This is a genomic window from Vibrio intestinalis (assembly GCF_025195085.2).
In the GTDB taxonomy this organism is placed as follows: Bacteria; Pseudomonadota; Gammaproteobacteria; order Enterobacterales; family Vibrionaceae; genus Vibrio; species Vibrio intestinalis.
On sequence record NZ_JANAVY020000001.1, the window covers coordinates 964,336 to 983,324 of the forward strand.

Here is an 18,989-nt window from a genome sequence, read left to right on the forward strand (position 1 = left end):
CTATCTCTATTGAGATTTAACACACTTATGTAAGCCAATGATCCGATTTGAATTTAAATCGCTATAATTAGAAATCAGACAGGGAGGTTGTAATGAAAATTTTATTGACTGGCGGCACAGGATTCATCGGCAAAGAACTTCTTAAACACTTAACCACTCATGAGGTGGTGTTACTTACTCGTTCACCCGATAGAGCCAAGCAAGCGATCAATCATGCCGATCTAGGCAATATTACTTATATCTCCCATCTCAATGACCTGCATGATCTCAATGATTATCAAGCGGTGATAAACCTCGCCGGTGAGCCCATTGCCGACAAACGCTGGAGTCAAAAGCAAAAGAAAGAGATCTGTGATAGCCGTTGGACTGTTACTGAGAAACTGGTCAGCCTAATACATGCAAGCACCACACCTCCTGCCGTATTTATTAGTGGTTCTGCCGTTGGCTATTACGGCGATCAGCAAGATCACCCATTCGATGAAAGCCTACAAGTTCACAGCCAGCACTTTTCTCATCAGGTTTGTGTTAAATGGGAAGAGATCGCCAATCGCGCGAGTTCAGAGCAAACTCGGGTCTGTATTTTACGTACTGGAATCGTACTCGGCTGCCATGGCGGCGCATTGGCAAAAATGGTGCCTCCTTATAAGTTGGGCTTAGGTGGCCCCATTGGTTCAGGGGAGCAGTTCTTACCTTGGATTCATCTGCTCGATATGGTGCGCGGCATAGTGTATCTGCTCGAAACAGAACATGCCCATGGTGATTTTAACCTCTGTGCTCCTCATCCAGTCACCAACCGAAACTTTAGTAGAACCTTAGCCAAAGTATTAAAACGACCACACATTCTGTTTACGCCCAAATGGGCACTTAAATTAGCCATGGGTGAAAGCTCAGAACTGCTGTTTGATAGTGTGCGCGCAAAACCGAAAAAACTCACTGAACTTGGTTTTATTTTTAGCTATTCACGCCTAGAACCAGCACTGAAAAACATCTTACAACATCACGAATAATCCTTTACTCTTAACCGCTTAAGGACTTCGGTTAAGGGAAGATAAATGTCGAAAGCGATTTTAATTACCGGTTGCTCAACGGGTATCGGCTATGAGGCTGCTCACGCGTTACACAAACGTGGCTATCAGGTCATAGCGTCATGTCGAAAAGAAGAAGATGTCATCAAGTTACGGCAAGAAGGACTCACCTGTATCCAGCTTGATCTCGCTGATAGCGACAGTATCTCTAGCGGCGTGCAACAAACCCTTAAAATCACTGAAGGGAAGCTGTATGCCCTATTTAATAACGGTGCTTATGGTCAGCCTGGCGCCTTAGAAGATCTCCCAACGCAAGCACTGAGAGAGCAATTTGAAACTAATTTTTTTGGTTGGCATCAGCTAGTCCAAGAGGTTTTGCCGGCAATGCGCGCGCAAAATCACGGCCGGATCATACAAAACAGTTCTGTGCTTGGCTTTGCGGCAATGAAGTATCGCGGTGCTTATAACGCCTCTAAATTCGCCTTAGAGGGTTGGACAGACACCATGAGGTTAGAACTTTTAGACACCGAAATTCAAATCAGTCTAATTGAACCCGGCCCGATAGAAACCGCCTTTAGAGCCAATGCCCTAGCAGCTTTCAAGAAATGGATAAACATCGAGAACAGCGTTCATTCAGCGCAATACCAACAACAAATCGCGCGATTAGGAAAAGAAAACTCAAACAACGCCTTTGTTTTGCCACCGTCGTCATGTGTTGCGCCCCTAATACACGCCTTAGAAGCAAAGCAAGCTAAGATTCGTTATCGCGTAACAAAACCGACCAAAGTATTTGCTGTTTTGAAGCGCTTATTGCCAACGCGCTTACTCGACAAAATTCTTGCCAAAGCCGCTTAAGGTGTCATTTTAACGTAACAATTGCACTCTACTATTAACAATGAAGTCACTACCCAGCGTCTCATTCGGTAAGATTGCATGTCACTAAATCAATTAAATTGGCTGTGTGTGAGTGTTGCGCTAACTCTGTTTCTCGTAATATGAACACCTTCGCTTGCTAAACGCCATCACATTTTTGATGGCGTTTTTGTTTGTCACTTCACATCCGTAACTCGCGGGCAAGACTTGATTAATCCTTACCTCGCCCATATCTTTGATTTATCAGAGACAAATGGTAAGGACATCTCGATATGCAATCTCCTTTTATCGTCGAGCTAAACGAACAAAACTTTCGCCAAGTACTAGAAGGCTCAATGCAAACGCCTGTATTGATCCATTTTTGGGCTCCGATGAGCCAAGAAAGCAGTGAAGCTATCCCACAACTGCAGCAACTCACGCAGCAGTATAATGGCGCATTCACACTCGCTCTACTTAACTGCGAACAAGAGCAAGTGATCGCCTCTCAATTTGGTGTACAAACCTTACCAACCATCGCTTTGTTCATAAATGGTCAACCTGTTGATGGCCTTGGTGGTCCTCAGCCATTGGAAGCAATTCAGCAACTATTAGCCAAACACTTGCCAAGCCAAGAAGAACTGACGCTAAAACAAGCATTAGAATTGATTCAGATTGACCAACATGCGCAAGCATTGACTTTACTGCAATCTCTACCTGATGAGCTCAAAAACAAGGGCGACATTAAGTTAGCGCTAGCCGATTGTTATTTAGAGACACAAGATTTTGCCCAAGCTGCTAACCTGCTGGAACATATTCCACTTGAATACCAAGACAATTACTATAAAGGCTTAATCGCCAAACTGGAGTTACAGCAACAATCCGCCAATAGCCCTGAAATTCAATCATTAGAAGCAAACTACGCGGACGATCAAAACAACACTGAACTGGCTATCGAGCTGGCTCTTAGCTATCACAAGGTTAACCGTGATGAAGAAGCGCTTGAAGTATTGTGGGGACATTTAAAGACCAACCTAAATGCACAAGACGGTGATGTGAAGAAAACCTTTATGGATATCTTGAGCGCTTTAGGTCAAGGCCACGCTGTTGCAGGCAAGTACCGCCGCCAGCTTTATTCGGTCCTTTACTAGAGTAAAGATAAAATAGCGCTAAATCATACTGTTAGGGCCGAACTATTTCGGCCTTAATTTTTATTAATTCGGGATAATATCTCGCAAACCCTTTGTGATTAACTTTAATTTAAGTAACAATAGCAACAAATTAATATTAAAGGACTTTCTTATGCCTCTAGATACACTCATCGTCACCGCGGTATTTGTCATTGTTGTTATTGCTATCGTGGTTGCCGGTGTAAAAACCGTTCCTCAAGGTAATCATTGGACAGTAGAGCGATTTGGCCGTTACACCCACACACTAAAGCCTGGCTTAAACTTTATCATTCCTTTCATTGATGGCATTGGCCATAAGATCAACATGATGGAGCGCGTACTGGATATTCCTGCGCAAGAAGTCATCTCAAAAGATAACGCTAATGTCACCATTGACGCGGTTTGTTTCGTACAAGTGGTAGATGCAGCGAAAGCCGCTTATGAAGTAAACGATCTTGAGCACGCAATTCGTAACTTAACACTGACTAACATCCGTACTGTTCTTGGTTCTATGGAACTGGATGAAATGCTCAGTCAACGTGACCAAATCAACGTTAAACTACTGTCTATCGTTGATGAAGCCACTAACCCTTGGGGTGTGAAAGTGACGCGTATCGAAATCAAAGACGTTCAGCCACCAGCAGACCTTACTGCTGCGATGAATGCGCAGATGAAGGCTGAACGTAACAAGCGTGCGGATATTCTAGAGGCGGAAGGTGTTCGTCAAGCTGAGATCCTAAAAGCAGAAGGTCACAAACAATCAGAGATCTTAAAAGCCGAAGGTGAAAAACAAGCCGCAATTCTTCAAGCAGAAGCACGTGAACGTGCAGCGGAAGCAGAAGCTCGCGCGACTGAAATGGTTTCAACAGCAATTGCTCAAGGTGATATGCAAGCGGTTAATTACTTTATTGCTCAAGGCTACACCGATGCACTGAAATCTATCGGCCAAGCAGAAAACGGTAAGATCATTATGCTGCCACTTGAAGCTTCTGGCCTAATGGGCTCGGTTGCTGGTATCGCAGAGATGTTTAAGCATCAACAAGATAAGTAGAGGTTAACGTGTTTGAGATTCTAGACAGCATTAATTATTGGCATTGGCTTGCATTTGGCTTAGCGCTATTAGCAGCGGAACTACTCGGTACCGCTGGTTACATGCTGTGGCTTGGCATCTCAGCGCTCGCCGTTGGCCTTATACTGTCTATATTGCCAATCAGTTGGCAACTGCAATGGGTTAGTTTTGGTGTATTTTCATTACTGACCACTTGGCTTTGGTGGCGTAAGCAGCTTCAAAGTGACAAAAATGATGACCAATCACGCGATCTTAACCAAAAAGATAAGCAGTTAGTCGGACAAGTTATCACTCTGGAAGAAGATATCCCCGCAGGTAAAGCTCGTATTCGTATCGGCGATACCACGTGGTCTGCTTATAGCCAGCAAAAGCTAGCAAAAGGTACTGTGGTTCAAGTGACCGAAATGAAAGGCATCACCCTAACTATTGAGCCAAAAGTGGACTAAACACCTTACCCAAGACGCTGAAGGGAGCTTAACGAGCATTGCTTTTATTAGCACTGCACGGTAAAGCTCCTTCTTTATACCTATCAGTTAATCACTTCCTAAATATTAAAATTAAGCTCTCAGCGCACTGCTCTTTATAACCAATTGGAACTGTAAATTACGTTTCGAAATATCCAACTCCGAATTCTATCTAGCTTCTATCTTGAGCCTACCTGAGACACTACCTTAATAATCAGCAACTTATAGAAACCCTAACGTTAAAGCCGACCCAACTATACGCAACTAATTTCAATCAAAACTCTAAGTTATCAGTTATTTGTTGCAACAAATTATCATTTTTATTTGATCTTTGTCGGACTGTTTTCATACTAAAGGTATCTCATAAATATTGAGATGAGTCACAAAAACAACGAGGATTTATTATGAAAAGTATTATTGCTCTATTTTGCTCTGCGCTGCTATCTTTCTCTGTTTTCGCTGGTGCTGGTAACAGTACAGAACGCGGCCCTTGGGTAGATTGTAAAGGTTCAGGCCATTCAGATTACACACCAAGCGATGTATGTAAATCAGAAGGTGGGATGATTAAGTAGTGTCTACCTTCAAACAAAACTAAAAAGCGCGACATCAAATGCCGCGCTTTTTCTTTATTCTGTATATCTTGCTTACTGACTGACTAGCCAAGCAAGAATCTGTTTACGTTGATTTACGTCCGCTTCTGAATACCAGTGGCTCAGCATGCTTAATGCTTTAGAGCCTTCTAAACCCTGCGGATTTTCAACGGTGCGATTGGCAAACGCCCAATTGACGAATGTTTCTGATTCTTCAGTTGATGCCTTTTTCAGCCAGTATTGAATCATAGATTCTGGGCCAATTTCATTTGGTTCTACAGCTAAACTAGGTGCAATTGATGCGGTCTGAGCCACAATCTGAGCAGTGTTCTTAGACTGAACTGTGATGCCGTGTTCTTTATTAAAACTCGCCAGCTCTGCAGTGTAATCTCGCATGATGGCGTTACTAGGTGGTAATACATCAAGTGTAAAGTCTAGATGCTTACCATTTTTGTCAACCAACGCGACCTTAGGATCTTGGTTGAATGCTTGAGCTTGAGTAGTACGAAGCACTCGCATGGTCGGCTTTAAACTCACTTGGGTATCTTTAGCCGTAAAGCTCAAAACAAAAGCGTGAGAGTTAAATTTCTCTCTGTCACCTTGGCCATCAATCAATTTCTCCATACGGAAAACAATTTGATTGGTACCATTATCTAAAGTGAAATCTGAATCACTGGTAAAGTTAGCAAAGCCTTGCTCTTCACCATCAATAATAATTGGCGCTAATTCGTGATGAAAGTTTAGTCCAACTTCCGCATGTGGAGCGAATGAAGCAGTCATTACACCAATAGCCAACAAGGTTTTCATTACCTTCATTTATAATCTCCTGATAGAAAAAACGAGCATTCTCGAAAGAATGCTCGTGAAATAAGACAGTTAGACTAACTAATAAGACTTAGCTTAGAAGTAGTATTCAGCACCAAACATAACGTTAGTGAAGTCACCTGACTGCTTATCGCCGTCGAAGTCGTAATCACGTACGTCGAAGTATAGGATAGCGCTAGGCATTAGGTAACCAACACGACCAGTAACCGCGATATCGCCATCATCTTCACCGATTGCATCCTTCGCATCAGATGCTGAAGTTGCTGCGTAGCCTGCTTTTACAAACCATTTTTCGTTGATTTGGTAAGCTGCTGTTAGAGATACTGCGTCTTGACCGTTGTCAGCTGAACCAGAACCAGTTTCAACGTTCATCGCTTTGTAGCCACCAGTGAACGTGAAATCACCTAGGAACAAGCTACCACCAACGATGAAGTAATCAGAAGCGTAGTTTGTTTTAGTCGATGGCGCAGTGCCTGCCCAAGTATCAGTATCTTTGTCGTATTTCCACTCTGCGTCTACTGCAGTTTTGTACTCACCGCGACTGTAGTAACCAGCGTGGATGCTGAACATATCTGCTGAGTAAGAACCCGCGATACTTGCTACCATAGCATCAGTATCTGCTTCCATACCACTTAGAGTAGCTTGAACGTTGAAGCCACCGAAGTTTACAGAATCGTAACGGATAGTGTGGTCAGCACGGTCTTGGAAAGTTACGTCAAGGTCGTTGTTCCAGTCAAATACGTTACCTAGACCTGGGTTAGTGTGTGGCCAATCCACGTAGTTGTATGCTGCAACTAGCTGACGACCGTATTTAAGAGAACCGAAACCGTCCCATGCGAAACCAAGGTAAGTATCACGAGCACCTAGACCACCAGTGTTATCACCGTTGTTCGCGTTGCCACCTTCCATCTGCCAGATGAAGTCAGGTGTTAGTTCGTCAAACTCAACTACGCCGCGGAAACCGATACGAGATTCGATGTCTGCTTGAACTTTGTTTTCGTTCTCAGCGTTTTGGTAAATAAGAGCACCCGCTGCTTGACCGTAGAATTGTACTGCGTCACCAACAACTTGTACTGCTGCGTTTGCTGAACCCGCTACTGCAGCTGCTGCCACTGCCGCACCTACTAGAGTGCGTTTGAAAAATTTGTCCATGGAAAAACTCCTAAAAATGGATATAGCTGTTTTATGTTTTCTCCCCTTAGTTGGCCGCCGAAGGGAGAAGGTATTCCTAATTAAATCTCAACCAGTCAATTTAGATTGATTTAGATTTTTAAGTTGCTGCATACACGTTGTGTATCCATGGGGCTTAGACTAACTTCGCGACAAAAAACATCAATGAGAACTTAATTTCTTTATAAAAAAATATGAGCTACGGCATACTTTTTAAAAAGTAGTGATCTGTGTCGAAAATATTTTTTGAACTTTACTAAATAAAACTTAAGTCACTAAAAAACAAACACTTAACAAAGATAAGCAAGAAATAATTTTGAACCTGATCGCATCAAACAACCCTTTAACAATCAGCAAAAAAGAATTATGACTCACATCACGGATTATTTTATCTAGTAAAAAATTAAAACTTATCAGGTTAATTTTGCGCAAAAAAAAACGACCAAGATTGCTCTTAGCCGTTTATTTACGAAAGATTTAGTTACATTAGTTCGACTAAATCTTGCTCTGTCCTTATTTCAATCCCTAACTCTTGTGCCTTCGCAAGCTTTGAGCCTGCATTTTCACCGACAAACAAGATATCGGTTTTCTTCGAGACACTACCCGTCACTTTTGCACCGAGCTGTTGCAAAGCCGCTTTGGCGTCACTACGAGATAACTGAGACAAAGAACCCGTTAAAACAACCGTTTTCCCAGCCAATGGCTGCGGTACCGATTTATCACGCTCTTCAATTGCAGGCCAATTGACACCTTGGTCGATTAAATCTTGGATTACTTGTTGGTTCTTCTCTTGAGCGAAAAAGCTCATCAAATGGCTGGCAACTATCGCGCCGATATCTTGCACTTCAATCAAGCTGTCGTGGCTAGCCGCCATCACTGCAGGTAAGGTTTTGTAATGATTCGCCAAATTTGCCGCTGTAGCTTCACCCACTTCGCGAATTCCAAGCGCATATAAAAAGCGTGGTAACGTCGTTTGTTTCGATTTTTCTAGTGCATCAACTACATTTTGTGCCGATTTAGGCCCCATGCGATCTAGAACTGTGATCACACCGGCGCTGAGTTTGAATAAATCGGCTGGCGTCTCTACCATTTCACGATCGACCAATTGCTCTATCACTTTATCCCCCAGCCCATCAACATCTAGAGCTTTACGAGAAACAAAATGCTTTAGCGCTTCTTTTCGCTGAGCTTGGCAGACTAAACCACCGGTGCAACGCGCCACAGCTTCACCTTCAACGCGTTCTACCGCTGAGCTACATACAGGGCAAGCATCTGGAAACACAATCTCTTGGGCCGAATCCGGACGGCGATCTTTTACGACAGACACCACTTGTGGGATAACATCACCAGCGCGGCGAATAATCACACTGTCACCTATTTTTACACCTAAGCGCTCAATCTCATCGGCATTGTGTAATGTGGCGTTACTTACCGTCACACCACCAACGAAAATAGGCTCTAGCTTAGCAACAGGGGTAATCGCACCAGTTCGTCCTACCTGAAATTCCACATCATTAAGAACGGTGATCTCTTCTTGCGCAGGGAACTTATACGCAATAGCCCAACGAGGTGCTCGAGCTACAAAACCCAAACGTTCTTGCAGCGCAATCTCATCTACTTTTATCACTACACCGTCAATTTCATACGCTAACTCATCACGGCGCGTTAAAATATCGTGGTAATACGCTTTTACTTCATCCAGTGTATTCACTTGTTTTGTTTCAGGGCACATTGGCATACCCCATCCCTTCAACTGAAGGAAACGCTCGTAATGGCTCGATGAAAGTTCGGCTCCCTCTACCACTCCTACGCTATATGCGTAAAAGCTAAGTGGGCGAGTGGCAGTAATACGAGAATCGAGCTGGCGCAAACTACCAGCCGCAGCGTTACGTGGGTTAACAAATGTTTTTTCACCTTTTTTTAGAGCAATTTGGTTCAGTTTGTCGAAGCCTGCTTTAGGCATAAATACTTCACCACGAACTTCAATTCGGCTTGGCCAGCCTTCTCCACGTAATTTCAGTGGAATCGCGCTAATGGTTCTCACGTTCTCAGTAATGTTCTCTCCCGTTGCACCATCACCACGTGTGGCAGCTTGAACAAGAACACCATCAACATAAAGAAGACTTACCGCCAAGCCATCCAGTTTTGGCTCACAACAAAACTTATCAAAAGTCGCACTTGGAATGCGATCGCCCATACGTTTGTGGAAACTTTCTAGCTCACCGTCATCAAACGCATTGTCTAGCGACAACATTGGAATTTCATGAACCACAGACTCAAACCCAGCTAAAGGCTGACCGCCAACACGCTGACTTGGCGAGTCAATCGTGACTAACTCAGGATGCTGTTGTTCGATATCTAGCAACTCTCGCATCAAACGATCATATTCTACATCAGGAATTTCAGGGCTATCTTCCACATAGTAGCGCACTGCGTGGTAGTGAAGAGTGTCACGTAACTGTTCGAGTTTTTGTTGGATTTCTGTCGACATGGCTCGCTCGTAATAAAAAGAGAAATTGCGAATGTGGTGAGTATACGAAGTCCTCTCCACCACGCAAACAATATTGCTCAACTAACGGCTTCGCTTGAGTGAGCAGATAGAAATAAAATAGGCTCCTACTTGAGGAGCCTATGTTTTAATCAGACTAAATTTAGATTAGCTGTTTTGCTTCGCTTTAAACTGCTGAATTTGTGCGCGGTACGCATCAAGGCGATTTGGCGTCATCAAGTTACGTGCATCATCTAAAACATTCGCGCCAAGGTCGTCAGCAATCTGCTGCGCTGTTTTCAGCATCAGCTTGAAGTTTTGCTCCGCATCGCCAAAGCAAGGCAATGTCATAAAGAATGAGATACCTTTGGTTGAGAACTCAGCAGGGTCGTCATGTTTTAAAGTGCCGGGTTGCATCATGTTCGCAACACTAAACAATACCTTGCCGGTACCTGATAAATCCGCATGACGGTGGAAGATGTCCATCTCGCCATAAAGCAAGCCATTTTGCTGCATGCTATCAAACAGCTTAGTACCAACAAACGCTTCATCACCAGAACAATGCACATTCAGCACAATCACTTCAAGTTCAGGTTCAGCCTCTTCTTCAACAACTGGGGTTGCCGCTTCAACGCTATCCGTTTGTTCAAGTTCAGCGATAGTGGTATCGGCTGAAACGACTTCTGGCTGAACTTCTGGCTCGTCAAGAGAAGAGAACGAAGGAATTTCGATTTCTTCTTCTACTTCATCACTTTTATCAGTTGCCGCTTTTGAACCTGGCTCTTGATAATCATCAATCAATGGATCGCTGGTTATCTCTGGTTCAACAAACTCAGGCTCTTTTCGCTCTTTGCGGATAATTTCAAAATCATCTTCCGGAGCAAATCCACGCTCCGAACTGCGATCAAACACCTCATCGTTGTCTACGTCTAATGTGCCTAATGGCTTATCACCAAATTTAGACTTTCCTTCTTTTTTACTTGTCCACAATCCATGGAACAACAGCGCCACGATGGCCAGTGCACCAACACCGATGAGTACAATTCGCAATTCCGGCATGTTTTACTCTCATTTGCTTAGCCGACAACAAACTCAGGCTAAGTGATTTAAATCTGAAACTGAATCCAATTACTTTACCAAAGTTAACTGGGTGTTTAGAACAAATTAATGTGAGAAGTTCCGACAATGTTGTGATTTTGAACACGCTTTTTTCTTGTTAAGATAGAAAAAGGTCAAAACATCAGCTTTCAAACACTTAATTATGAATACTATTAATTCTCAACGTTCAGGGTTTGGCTATTTTTTCTACGGATTAGAAATAGCTCTAACTCCGGGAATTCGCCGCTTCGTTATCATGCCCCTACTCGCGAATATCGTTCTAGTTGGTGGCGCACTATTTTACTTATTTTCTCAGCTCGACATTTGGATTGAACAACTACTTGGCCAATTACCAAGTTTTCTCTCTTGGCTCAGTTACGTATTATGGCCTCTACTGGTTTTAACCATCTTGGCCACCTTCTCGTATTTCTTTAGTACTCTGGCAAATTTTATCGCAGCACCATTTAACGGCTTATTGGCCGAAAAAGTGGAAGAACACTTAATCGGCGAAAAAATCAATGACGATGGCTTTAGCGCAGTGATAAAAGATACCCCGCGTATTCTCGCTAGAGAATGGCGCAAGCTTCTTTATGTGTTACCTAAAGCGATTGGTCTGTTCCTGCTATTGCTTATCCCTGCATTAGGTCAAACCGTTGGCCCTGTATTGTGGTTTATTTTCACTGCCTGGATCTTAGCGATTCAATACTGTGATTACCCGTTTGATAACCATAAAGTTAAATTCAACGACATGAGAAACAATTTGAAACAAAAACAAGGTAAGGCATACGGCTTTGGCGCTTTGGTGAGCATCTTTACCACCATTCCAATTCTCAATTTAATTGTTATGCCAGTAGCGGTGTGCGGTGCGACCGCGATGTGGGTGGCCGAATTTAAGCAACAAGCCATTAAATAGTGATAACGTGGCGAGTGCTAAAGCATGAAAGTGTGACTCCACTCGATGAATTAACCATTCGCTCGCCACTGACTTCAATAATCTCTTTCATATCATATAACTTTTTAATCCTTTTATAGTTTTTTCGACTAGCCTAATCTCTTAACCATATTCAAATACTGACTTGTTTGCGCCGCACTTATGCCATCACCGAGCAAGTTGCTAACTAATGAAGGATCATACAATGAGCAAAATCTTTGAAGATAACTCTCAAACCATCGGTAACACGCCACTTGTACGTTTAAACAAGGTTAGCAAAGGCAATGTTCTTGCTAAAGTTGAAGCCCGTAACCCAAGCTTCAGCGTTAAGTGCCGTATCGGCGCAAACATGATTTGGGATGCTGAAAAACAAGGCAAACTAAAAGAAGGCGTAGAGCTTGTTGAGCCAACAAGTGGTAACACAGGTGTTGCTCTAGCCTTTGTAGCAGCAGCTCGTGGTTACAAGCTAACCCTAACAATGCCTGAATCAATGAGCCTTGAGCGTCGTAAGCTACTTAAAGCGCTTGGTGCAAACCTAGAGCTAACAGAAGCGGCGAAAGGTATGAAAGGCGCGATTGCTAAAGCAGAAGAGATTGTTGCAAGCAACCCTGATAAATACCTACTTCTTCAGCAGTTCAACAACCCTGCTAACCCAGAGATCCACGAAAAGACAACAGGCCCTGAAATTTGGGACGCAACTGACGGTGAAATCGACGTACTTGTTTCCGGCGTAGGTACAGGCGGTACGATTACAGGTACAAGCCGCTACATTAAAGGTGAGAAAGGTAAAGCAATCACTTCAGTAGCCGTTGAACCAGCAGAGTCTCCAGTCATCGCTCAAGTACTTGCCGGGCAAGATCCACAACCTGCACCACACAAAATCCAAGGTATTGGCGCTGGTTTCATCCCTGGCAACCTCGATTTAGAGCTAGTTGACCGCGTAGAATCTGTAACATCTGATGAAGCCATCGAGATGGCTCGACGTCTGATGGAAGAAGAAGGAATTCTGGCTGGCATTTCTTCAGGCGCAGCGGTTGTTGCAGCAAATAGATTGGCAGAACTACCTGAATTTAAAGGAAAAACAATCGTAACCGTATTGCCAAGCTCTGGTGAGCGTTACCTAAGTACAGCGCTATTTGCAGGTATATTTACCGAAAAAGAGAACCAACAGTAATACGTGTTCAAATCAATTTTTCGTTCAAAAAAGCCCCATACAGGGGCTTTTTTGTTGATCCCTGCCGCACCTTTGGTAATATCAGCTCTGTTTTATTTTTAGCTTCAAAATAATGTAGCTAAAACAGAGTTTCCAACGCAGAGAATTTAAAGCAAACGTTTTATTCTTTGCGGTAAAAATTGTAACCTGTTTGAGTTTTGGAACATTCAGATGTTGGTTCGCTAGAACTACTCTCGATAAACCGTTAACCTAAACATGGTTAATAAACTATCTAAAAATAAATTAATTGGGGTATACAAAATGTACGAGAAGCAAGTTGAAATCACTGCAGAAAACGGCCTTCACACTCGTCCAGCTGCACAGTTCGTAAAAGAAGCTAAAGCATTCGACGCGGACATCACAGTGACTTCAAACGGCAAAAGCGCAAGCGCTAAGAGCCTATTCAAACTACAAACTCTAGGCCTAGTAAAAGGTACTGTAGTAACTATCTCAGCTGAAGGCCCACAAGCTCAACAAGCTGTAGACCACCTAGTTGCTCTAATGGACCAACTACACTAATACGGTCTCCTATTTTCAAAGCCATTTTGTGAAAACAAAATGGCTTTGTTGGAAATAGGCCCAAAGATAAGCTACACATTATCGTTAGCGCACCCATTATTTTTCCAGTTTAAAGTTGACCAATTTAAGGTAAGGCTATGATTTCAGGCATCCTAGCATCTCCTGGTATTGCTATTGGTAAAGCACTACTACTTCAAGAAGATGAAATTGTCCTAAATACAAACACTATCTCAGACGATCAAGTAGAAGCAGAAGTTCAGCGTTTCTTCGACGCTCGTAACAAATCTTCAGCTCAGCTTGAAACCATCAAGCAAAAAGCACTTGAAACCTTCGGTGAAGAAAAAGAAGCGATCTTTGAAGGTCACATCATGCTTCTTGAAGACGAAGAGCTAGAAGAAGAAATCCTAGCACTGATCAAGAAAGACAAGATGCACGCTGATAACGCAATCCACACGGTTATCGAAGAGCAAGCATCTGCGCTAGAATCTCTAGACGACGAATACCTAAAAGAGCGCGCGACTGATATCCGCGACATCGGTACTCGCTTCGTTAAAAACGCACTAGGCATCAACATCGTTTCTCTAAGCGACATTGACCAAGAAGTTATCCTAGTTGCTTACGACCTAACGCCATCTGAAACGGCGCAAATCAACCTAGACTACGTTCTTGGTTTCGCTTGTGACATCGGCGGTCGTACTTCTCACACTTCAATCATGGCACGTTCTCTTGAGCTACCAGCAATCGTTGGTACTAACGACATCACTAAGAAAGTGAAGAACGGCGACATGCTTATCCTTGATGCGATGAACAACAAGATTGTTATCAACCCATCTGAGGAAGAGCTAGCAGAAGCGAAAGCAGTTAAAGCCGCTTTCATCGCTGAAAAAGAAGAGCTAGCTAAGCTAAAAGACCTACCAGCAGAAACAACTGACGGTCACCGCGTAGAAGTATGCGGTAACATCGGTACAGTTAAAGACTGTGACGGCATCATCCGCAACGGCGGTGAAGGCGTTGGTCTGTACCGTACTGAATTCCTATTTATGGACCGTGACGCACTTCCAACTGAAGACGAGCAGTACCAAGCGTACAAAGAAGTTGCAGAAGCAATGCACGGTGAACCAACGATTATCCGTACTATGGATATCGGTGGTGACAAAGATCTACCATACATGGATCTTCCAAAAGAGATGAACCCATTCCTAGGCTGGCGTGCAGTACGTATCAGCTTGGATCGTCGCGAAATTCTACGTGACCAGCTACGTGGCATCCTACGTGCATCAGCACACGGTAAACTACGTATAATGTTCCCAATGATCATCTCTGTTGAAGAAATCCGTGAGCTTAAGAAAGCAATCGAAGAATACAAAGCAGAGCTACGTGCAGAAGGCCACGCATTCGACGAAAACATCGAAATCGGTGTTATGGTTGAAACGCCAGCAGCTGCAGCTATCGCGCATCACCTAGCGAAAGAAGTGTCATTCTTCTCAATCGGTACTAACGACTTAACTCAGTACACACTAGCAGTTGACCGTGGTAACGAAATGATTTCTCACCTTTACAACCCACTATCTCCTGCTGTACTTACAGTAATCAAGCAGGTTATCGACGCGTCTCACGCTGAAGGTAAGTGGACTGGTATGTGTGGCGAACTAGCAGGCGACGAGCGTGCAACGCTACTTCTACTTGGTATGGGTCTAGATGAGTTCTCAATGAGCGGTATCTCTATCCCTAAAGTGAAGAAAGTAATCCGTAACTCTAACTTCGCTGAAGTTAAAGCTATGGCTGAAGAAGCGCTTTCTCTACCAACTGCTGCTGAAATCGAAGCAGTTGTTGAGAAGTTCATCGCTGAGAAAACTCAATAATTTGCATTTACTGATCGCGTTTTAACTTAAATACATTGCAGTCACGGGCTAACAGCCTAATTCTTAATCATTATTTATGAATTTAGATTGCTTAACTAAGCAGGCTGCAATTGTTAAAACAAAAGGATAGATGGCTAAAAATGTTCGTCTATTCCACCAGATTGGTATAGTATATTGCGAAAGAATAAAACTAAACGTTAGGAGCATGACACAATGGGTCTGTTTGATAAACTTAAGAAGCTAGTATCTGACGATAGCGCTGACGCTGGTGCAATCGAAATCATCGCACCTCTATCAGGCGAAATCGTAAACATCGAAGATGTGCCAGATGTAGTATTCGCAGAGAAAATCGTTGGTGACGGTATTGCTATCAAACCTGCGGGTGACAAGATGGTAGCTCCTGTAAACGGTACTATCGGTAAGATCTTCGAAACTAACCACGCATTCTCTATCGAGTCTGACGATGGTGTTGAGCTGTTCGTTCACTTCGGTATCGACACAGTTGAACTAAAAGGCGAAGGCTTCAAGCGTATCGCTGAAGAAGGTCAAACTGTTAAAGCTGGCGACACTATCATTGAGTTCGATCTAGCTCTTCTTGAAGAGAAAGCGAAATCTACTCTAACTCCAGTTGTTATCTCTAACATGGACGAAATCAAAGAGCTGAACAAGCTTTCTGGTTCTGTAACTGTTGGCGAAACTTCAGTTCTACGTGTAACTAAGTAATTTTTACTTAGCCAAACGAAAAAACGCTGCCTTGTGCAGCGTTTTTTGTTTTCTAGGCCCTGTTATCTATAAGCCTAAAGCGTACTTCAATACTTGGTTCTTAATCGGACCCGTTTTATCCGCCAATTTAAGCACAGCGTTGCGCACCAGCTTTAAAGGCGCGATGTCATTACTAAAGCCTTTGTAGAATACATCCATTCCAGACTGCATCAATAAGTTATCTGGGCGACGTCTTAGATGATAACGACGCAACACCTGCTCACTTAGCTCCGCTTCTTGCTGGCAAACATCAAGCAATACTTCGACATCTTTAAAGCCAAGATTCACTCCCTGCCCTGCCAATGGGTTAATGGTGTGCGCTGAATCCCCAACCAGAATACAACGATTTTTCACATACTCTTGAGCATGACGACGAGTCAGCGGAAAAGAGCCACATTGCAGCACTTCGATATCCCCGAGTTCAGCAGGGAAATGCGCCAGAATTTCTTCACGAAGTTGGCCATAGCTCATATTACAAAGTTGCTTGATGCGTTTCGGAGAGTCATACCAAACTAGCGAACCTTGGTTGCCACACAGAGGTAAAAACGAACGCGGCCCAGTTGAGTTAAATTGCTGCCAAGTAATGTCTTGCTGAGGCAGCTCCGTTTTTACATTGATCAGCATGCAGTGCTGACGGTAATCCCATGCCGTGATACCGATTCCCGCTTGCTGACGCACTTGAGAGTTTGCCCCATCAGCCCCCACGACCCAATCCGCTACTAAAGTTTCACCAGATGCAAGCGTGAGCGTATTTCGGCTACCAAACTCGATACTTTCTAGAGAGTCAGGACAACGAAGAGATAAATTGTCGTACTGTTCAAACTGCTGCCATAAACCCAATTGAATCAGGCGATTTTCGATAATGAAGCCAAGCTGTTCTAGCTTTAGCTCGTCGCTGTGGAAACGCGTTCGACATTCAGGGTGCTCCCAAGTTTCTAAGCGACGATAGGGGCAAACTCGCATCGATTTAATGGCCTGCCATGCGCCAAGCTGCTCCAACACAGCGACCGAGTGGTGAGAAATAGCCGAAACACGAATGTCCATTGGTTGTTCAGCGGTAAACTCTTTTGGCTGATGGCCTTCAACCAATACTACCTGTCGGCCTTGCTTAGCAAAGCCAAGAGCAACGGCCGCACCGACCATGCCACCACCAATAACTGCAATATCGAACTTGTTCATATTTTGCACTTCATCATCTTGATTTATGAGCGGATTTTTATTGTACGTATTGATCACCAAAATGTAACGAAAAACCTTAGTACAGTTACGGGCAAACCCCTTGTAAATTCAGGCGTTGGCTGATTGTGTAACAACACTAGTCAGTTGCTTTTTAAAGCAGTACAATATGCCGCTTACCGCCGAGATGGCGGCTATAATTTGAGCTAAACGTAATAAAATACAAAATTATTAGTTCAACCATTTTTAAGATTTAACACGAGCGAAAGTGAGATGAGTAAGAAACTGCTAATTAAAACTTGGGGTTGCCAGATGAACGAATACGATTCATCAAAAATGGCCGACCTGCTTAACGCTGCAAACGGCTATGAGCTAACAGAGGATCCTGATGAGGCAGATGTTCTTCTTCTAAATACATGTTCGATTCGTGAAAAAGCGCAAGAGAAAGTGTTCCACCAGCTTGGTCGTTGGAAAACACTAAAAGACAAAAAAGACGGTGTTGTTATCGGTGTGGGTGGCTGTGTAGCGACTCAAGAAGGTGACCACATTCGTCAACGTGCGCCATTTGTTGATGTTATCTTTGGCCCTCAAACGCTGCACCGTCTACCTGAAATGATTCGTCAATCTCAAAGCGACTCTGCACCGGTTATGGATATTTCATTCCCTGAGATTGAAAAGTTCGACAGCTTGCCTGAGCCACGCGCTGAAGGTGCAACGGCATTCGTTTCTATCATGGAAGGCTGTTCTAAATACTGTACTTACTGCGTAGTACCATACACTCGTGGCGAAGAAGTAAGCCGCCCAATGGATGACGTACTATTCGAAATCGCGCAGCTTGCGGATCAAGGTGTACGTGAAGTAAACCTACTAGGTCAAAACGTTAACGCTTACCGTGGCCCAATGCACGACGGTGATATCTGTTCATTCGCAGAATTGCTTCGCCTTGTTGCCTCTATCGATGGCATCGACCGCATCCGCTTTACCACCAGCCACCCGCTTGAGTTTACTGATGACATCATCGCAGTATACGAAGACACACCTGAGCTAGTGAGCTTCCTGCACTTGCCAGTACAAAGTGGTAGTGACCGTATTCTAACTATGATGAAGCGCCCTCACACGGCAATCGAATACAAATCGATTATCCGTAAGCTGCGTAAAGCGCGTCCTGATATTCAAATCAGTTCTGACTTCATTGTGGCTTTCCCTGGTGAAACTGATAAAGACTTCCAAGACACGATGAAGCTTATCAAAGCCGTTGATTTCGATATGAGCTTTAGCTTTATCTTCTCTGCTCGTCCAGGTACACCTGCAGCGGATTACCCTTGTGATCTATCAGAAGAAACCAAGAAAGAGCGCCTGTACGAACTACAACAAACTGTCAACGCGCAAGCAATGCGTTACTCACGCCTAATGTTAGGTACTAAGCAACGTGTGTTAGTTGAAGGTCCGTCGAAAAAGAATCTAATGGAGCTTCGTGCACGTACAGAGAATAACCGCGTGGTTAACTTTGAAGGTAGCGCAGACCTAATCGGTCAGTTTGTTGATGTAACAATCACAGACGTATTTGCTAACTCACTACGTGGTGAATTGGTTCGTACTGAAAAAGATATGGATCTACGTACTATCATTTCTCCAACCCAAATGATGGCTCGTACCAAGCGTGAAGATGAGCTAGGTGTAGCAACCTTTACGCCTTAAGCTTGAAATTACCCTGCTGAGTATCCATCTTAGACAGAGGTAAATAAGATCATTGGAAGTCCGGTCTAAATCGGACTTCCA

Annotated in this window: 17 protein-coding genes; 12 read left to right on the top strand and 5 right to left on the bottom strand. The window is 43.6% G+C overall.

The genetic code is table 11. The features are described 5' to 3' along the window. The first annotated feature begins 92 nt into the window (after positions 1-92). The 6 genes from MU515_RS04345 to MU515_RS04370 all read left to right on the top strand — a co-directional run bounded on the left by MU515_RS04345 (position 93) and on the right by MU515_RS04370 (position 5,148). On the top strand, positions 93-1,007 hold the full coding sequence (locus MU515_RS04345; protein ID WP_260259122.1) for a TIGR01777 family oxidoreductase: 915 nt from the start codon (positions 93-95) through the stop codon (positions 1,005-1,007). Positions 1,008-1,052: 45 nt separating this feature from the next. After that, positions 1,053-1,880: an SDR family oxidoreductase gene (locus MU515_RS04350; protein WP_260259123.1), complete on the top strand. Its 828-nt coding sequence runs from the start codon at positions 1,053-1,055 to the stop codon at positions 1,878-1,880. A 290-nt stretch (positions 1,881-2,170) separates the two neighbouring features. Beyond that, a complete protein-coding gene (locus tag MU515_RS04355) occupies positions 2,171-3,025 on the top strand; it encodes a co-chaperone YbbN (protein ID WP_260259124.1) in 855 nt (284 codons plus the stop codon). 151 nt (positions 3,026-3,176) lie between these two features. Next, complete coding sequence (locus MU515_RS04360; RefSeq protein ID WP_260259125.1) at positions 3,177-4,094, top strand: SPFH domain-containing protein; 918 nt, start codon at positions 3,177-3,179, stop codon at positions 4,092-4,094. A gap of 8 nt (positions 4,095-4,102) precedes the next feature. Beyond that, positions 4,103-4,558 (top strand): NfeD family protein, encoded by a 456-nt coding sequence (locus MU515_RS04365; protein WP_260259126.1) that lies wholly within the window; start codon positions 4,103-4,105, stop codon positions 4,556-4,558. Positions 4,559-4,980: 422 nt separating this feature from the next. Continuing rightward, positions 4,981-5,148: a hypothetical protein gene (locus MU515_RS04370; RefSeq protein WP_260259127.1), complete on the top strand. Its 168-nt coding sequence runs from the start codon at positions 4,981-4,983 to the stop codon at positions 5,146-5,148. A 72-nt stretch (positions 5,149-5,220) separates the two neighbouring features. On the opposite strand, the gene MU515_RS04375 is transcribed toward MU515_RS04370, so the two are convergent. From MU515_RS04375 to zipA, 4 genes are all read right to left on the bottom strand, one after another. Further along, positions 5,221-5,982, bottom strand: coding sequence for a YccT family protein (locus tag MU515_RS04375; protein WP_260259128.1), 762 nt, complete (start codon positions 5,980-5,982; stop codon positions 5,221-5,223). Positions 5,983-6,066: 84 nt separating this feature from the next. After that, positions 6,067-7,143 carry a porin gene (locus tag MU515_RS04380; RefSeq protein ID WP_260259129.1) on the bottom strand — a complete coding sequence of 359 codons (1,077 nt, stop codon included), beginning with the start codon at positions 7,141-7,143 and terminating at the stop codon, positions 6,067-6,069. Positions 7,144-7,642: 499 nt separating this feature from the next. After that, complete coding sequence (gene ligA, locus MU515_RS04385; protein WP_260259130.1) at positions 7,643-9,652, bottom strand: NAD-dependent DNA ligase LigA; 2,010 nt, start codon at positions 9,650-9,652, stop codon at positions 7,643-7,645. Positions 9,653-9,817: 165 nt separating this feature from the next. Next, positions 9,818-10,708: a cell division protein ZipA gene (gene zipA / locus MU515_RS04390; protein WP_260259131.1), complete on the bottom strand. Its 891-nt coding sequence runs from the start codon at positions 10,706-10,708 to the stop codon at positions 9,818-9,820. 202 nt (positions 10,709-10,910) lie between these two features. Here zipA and cysZ point away from each other — a divergent pair, with 202 nt between their 5' ends. From cysZ to crr, 5 genes are all read left to right on the top strand, one after another. Then, a complete protein-coding gene (cysZ, locus tag MU515_RS04395; RefSeq protein WP_260259132.1) occupies positions 10,911-11,660 on the top strand; it encodes a sulfate transporter CysZ in 750 nt (249 codons plus the stop codon). Positions 11,661-11,883: 223 nt separating this feature from the next. Further along, the gene (gene cysK / locus MU515_RS04400; protein ID WP_260259133.1) at positions 11,884-12,852 is read left to right on the top strand and encodes a cysteine synthase A; all 969 of its coding nucleotides are present in this window, start codon (positions 11,884-11,886) and stop codon (positions 12,850-12,852) included. 300 nt (positions 12,853-13,152) lie between these two features. Next, positions 13,153-13,410: an HPr family phosphocarrier protein gene (locus tag MU515_RS04405; RefSeq protein WP_011078325.1), complete on the top strand. Its 258-nt coding sequence runs from the start codon at positions 13,153-13,155 to the stop codon at positions 13,408-13,410. A 137-nt stretch (positions 13,411-13,547) separates the two neighbouring features. Next, a complete protein-coding gene (gene ptsI, locus MU515_RS04410) occupies positions 13,548-15,272 on the top strand; it encodes a phosphoenolpyruvate-protein phosphotransferase PtsI (RefSeq protein WP_260259134.1) in 1,725 nt (574 codons plus the stop codon). A 213-nt stretch (positions 15,273-15,485) separates the two neighbouring features. Next, positions 15,486-15,995: a PTS glucose transporter subunit IIA gene (gene crr, locus MU515_RS04415; RefSeq protein WP_260259135.1), complete on the top strand. Its 510-nt coding sequence runs from the start codon at positions 15,486-15,488 to the stop codon at positions 15,993-15,995. A 66-nt stretch (positions 15,996-16,061) separates the two neighbouring features. Here crr and MU515_RS04420 read toward each other — a convergent pair whose 3' ends face one another. Next, positions 16,062-17,213 (bottom strand): 2-octaprenyl-3-methyl-6-methoxy-1,4-benzoquinol hydroxylase, encoded by a 1,152-nt coding sequence (locus MU515_RS04420; RefSeq protein WP_260259136.1) that lies wholly within the window; start codon positions 17,211-17,213, stop codon positions 16,062-16,064. Positions 17,214-17,483: 270 nt separating this feature from the next. On the opposite strand from MU515_RS04420, the gene miaB reads away from it, so the two are divergent. Further along, the gene (miaB, locus tag MU515_RS04425; RefSeq protein ID WP_260259137.1) at positions 17,484-18,908 is read left to right on the top strand and encodes a tRNA (N6-isopentenyl adenosine(37)-C2)-methylthiotransferase MiaB; all 1,425 of its coding nucleotides are present in this window, start codon (positions 17,484-17,486) and stop codon (positions 18,906-18,908) included. Positions 18,909-18,989 lie beyond the last annotated feature (81 nt).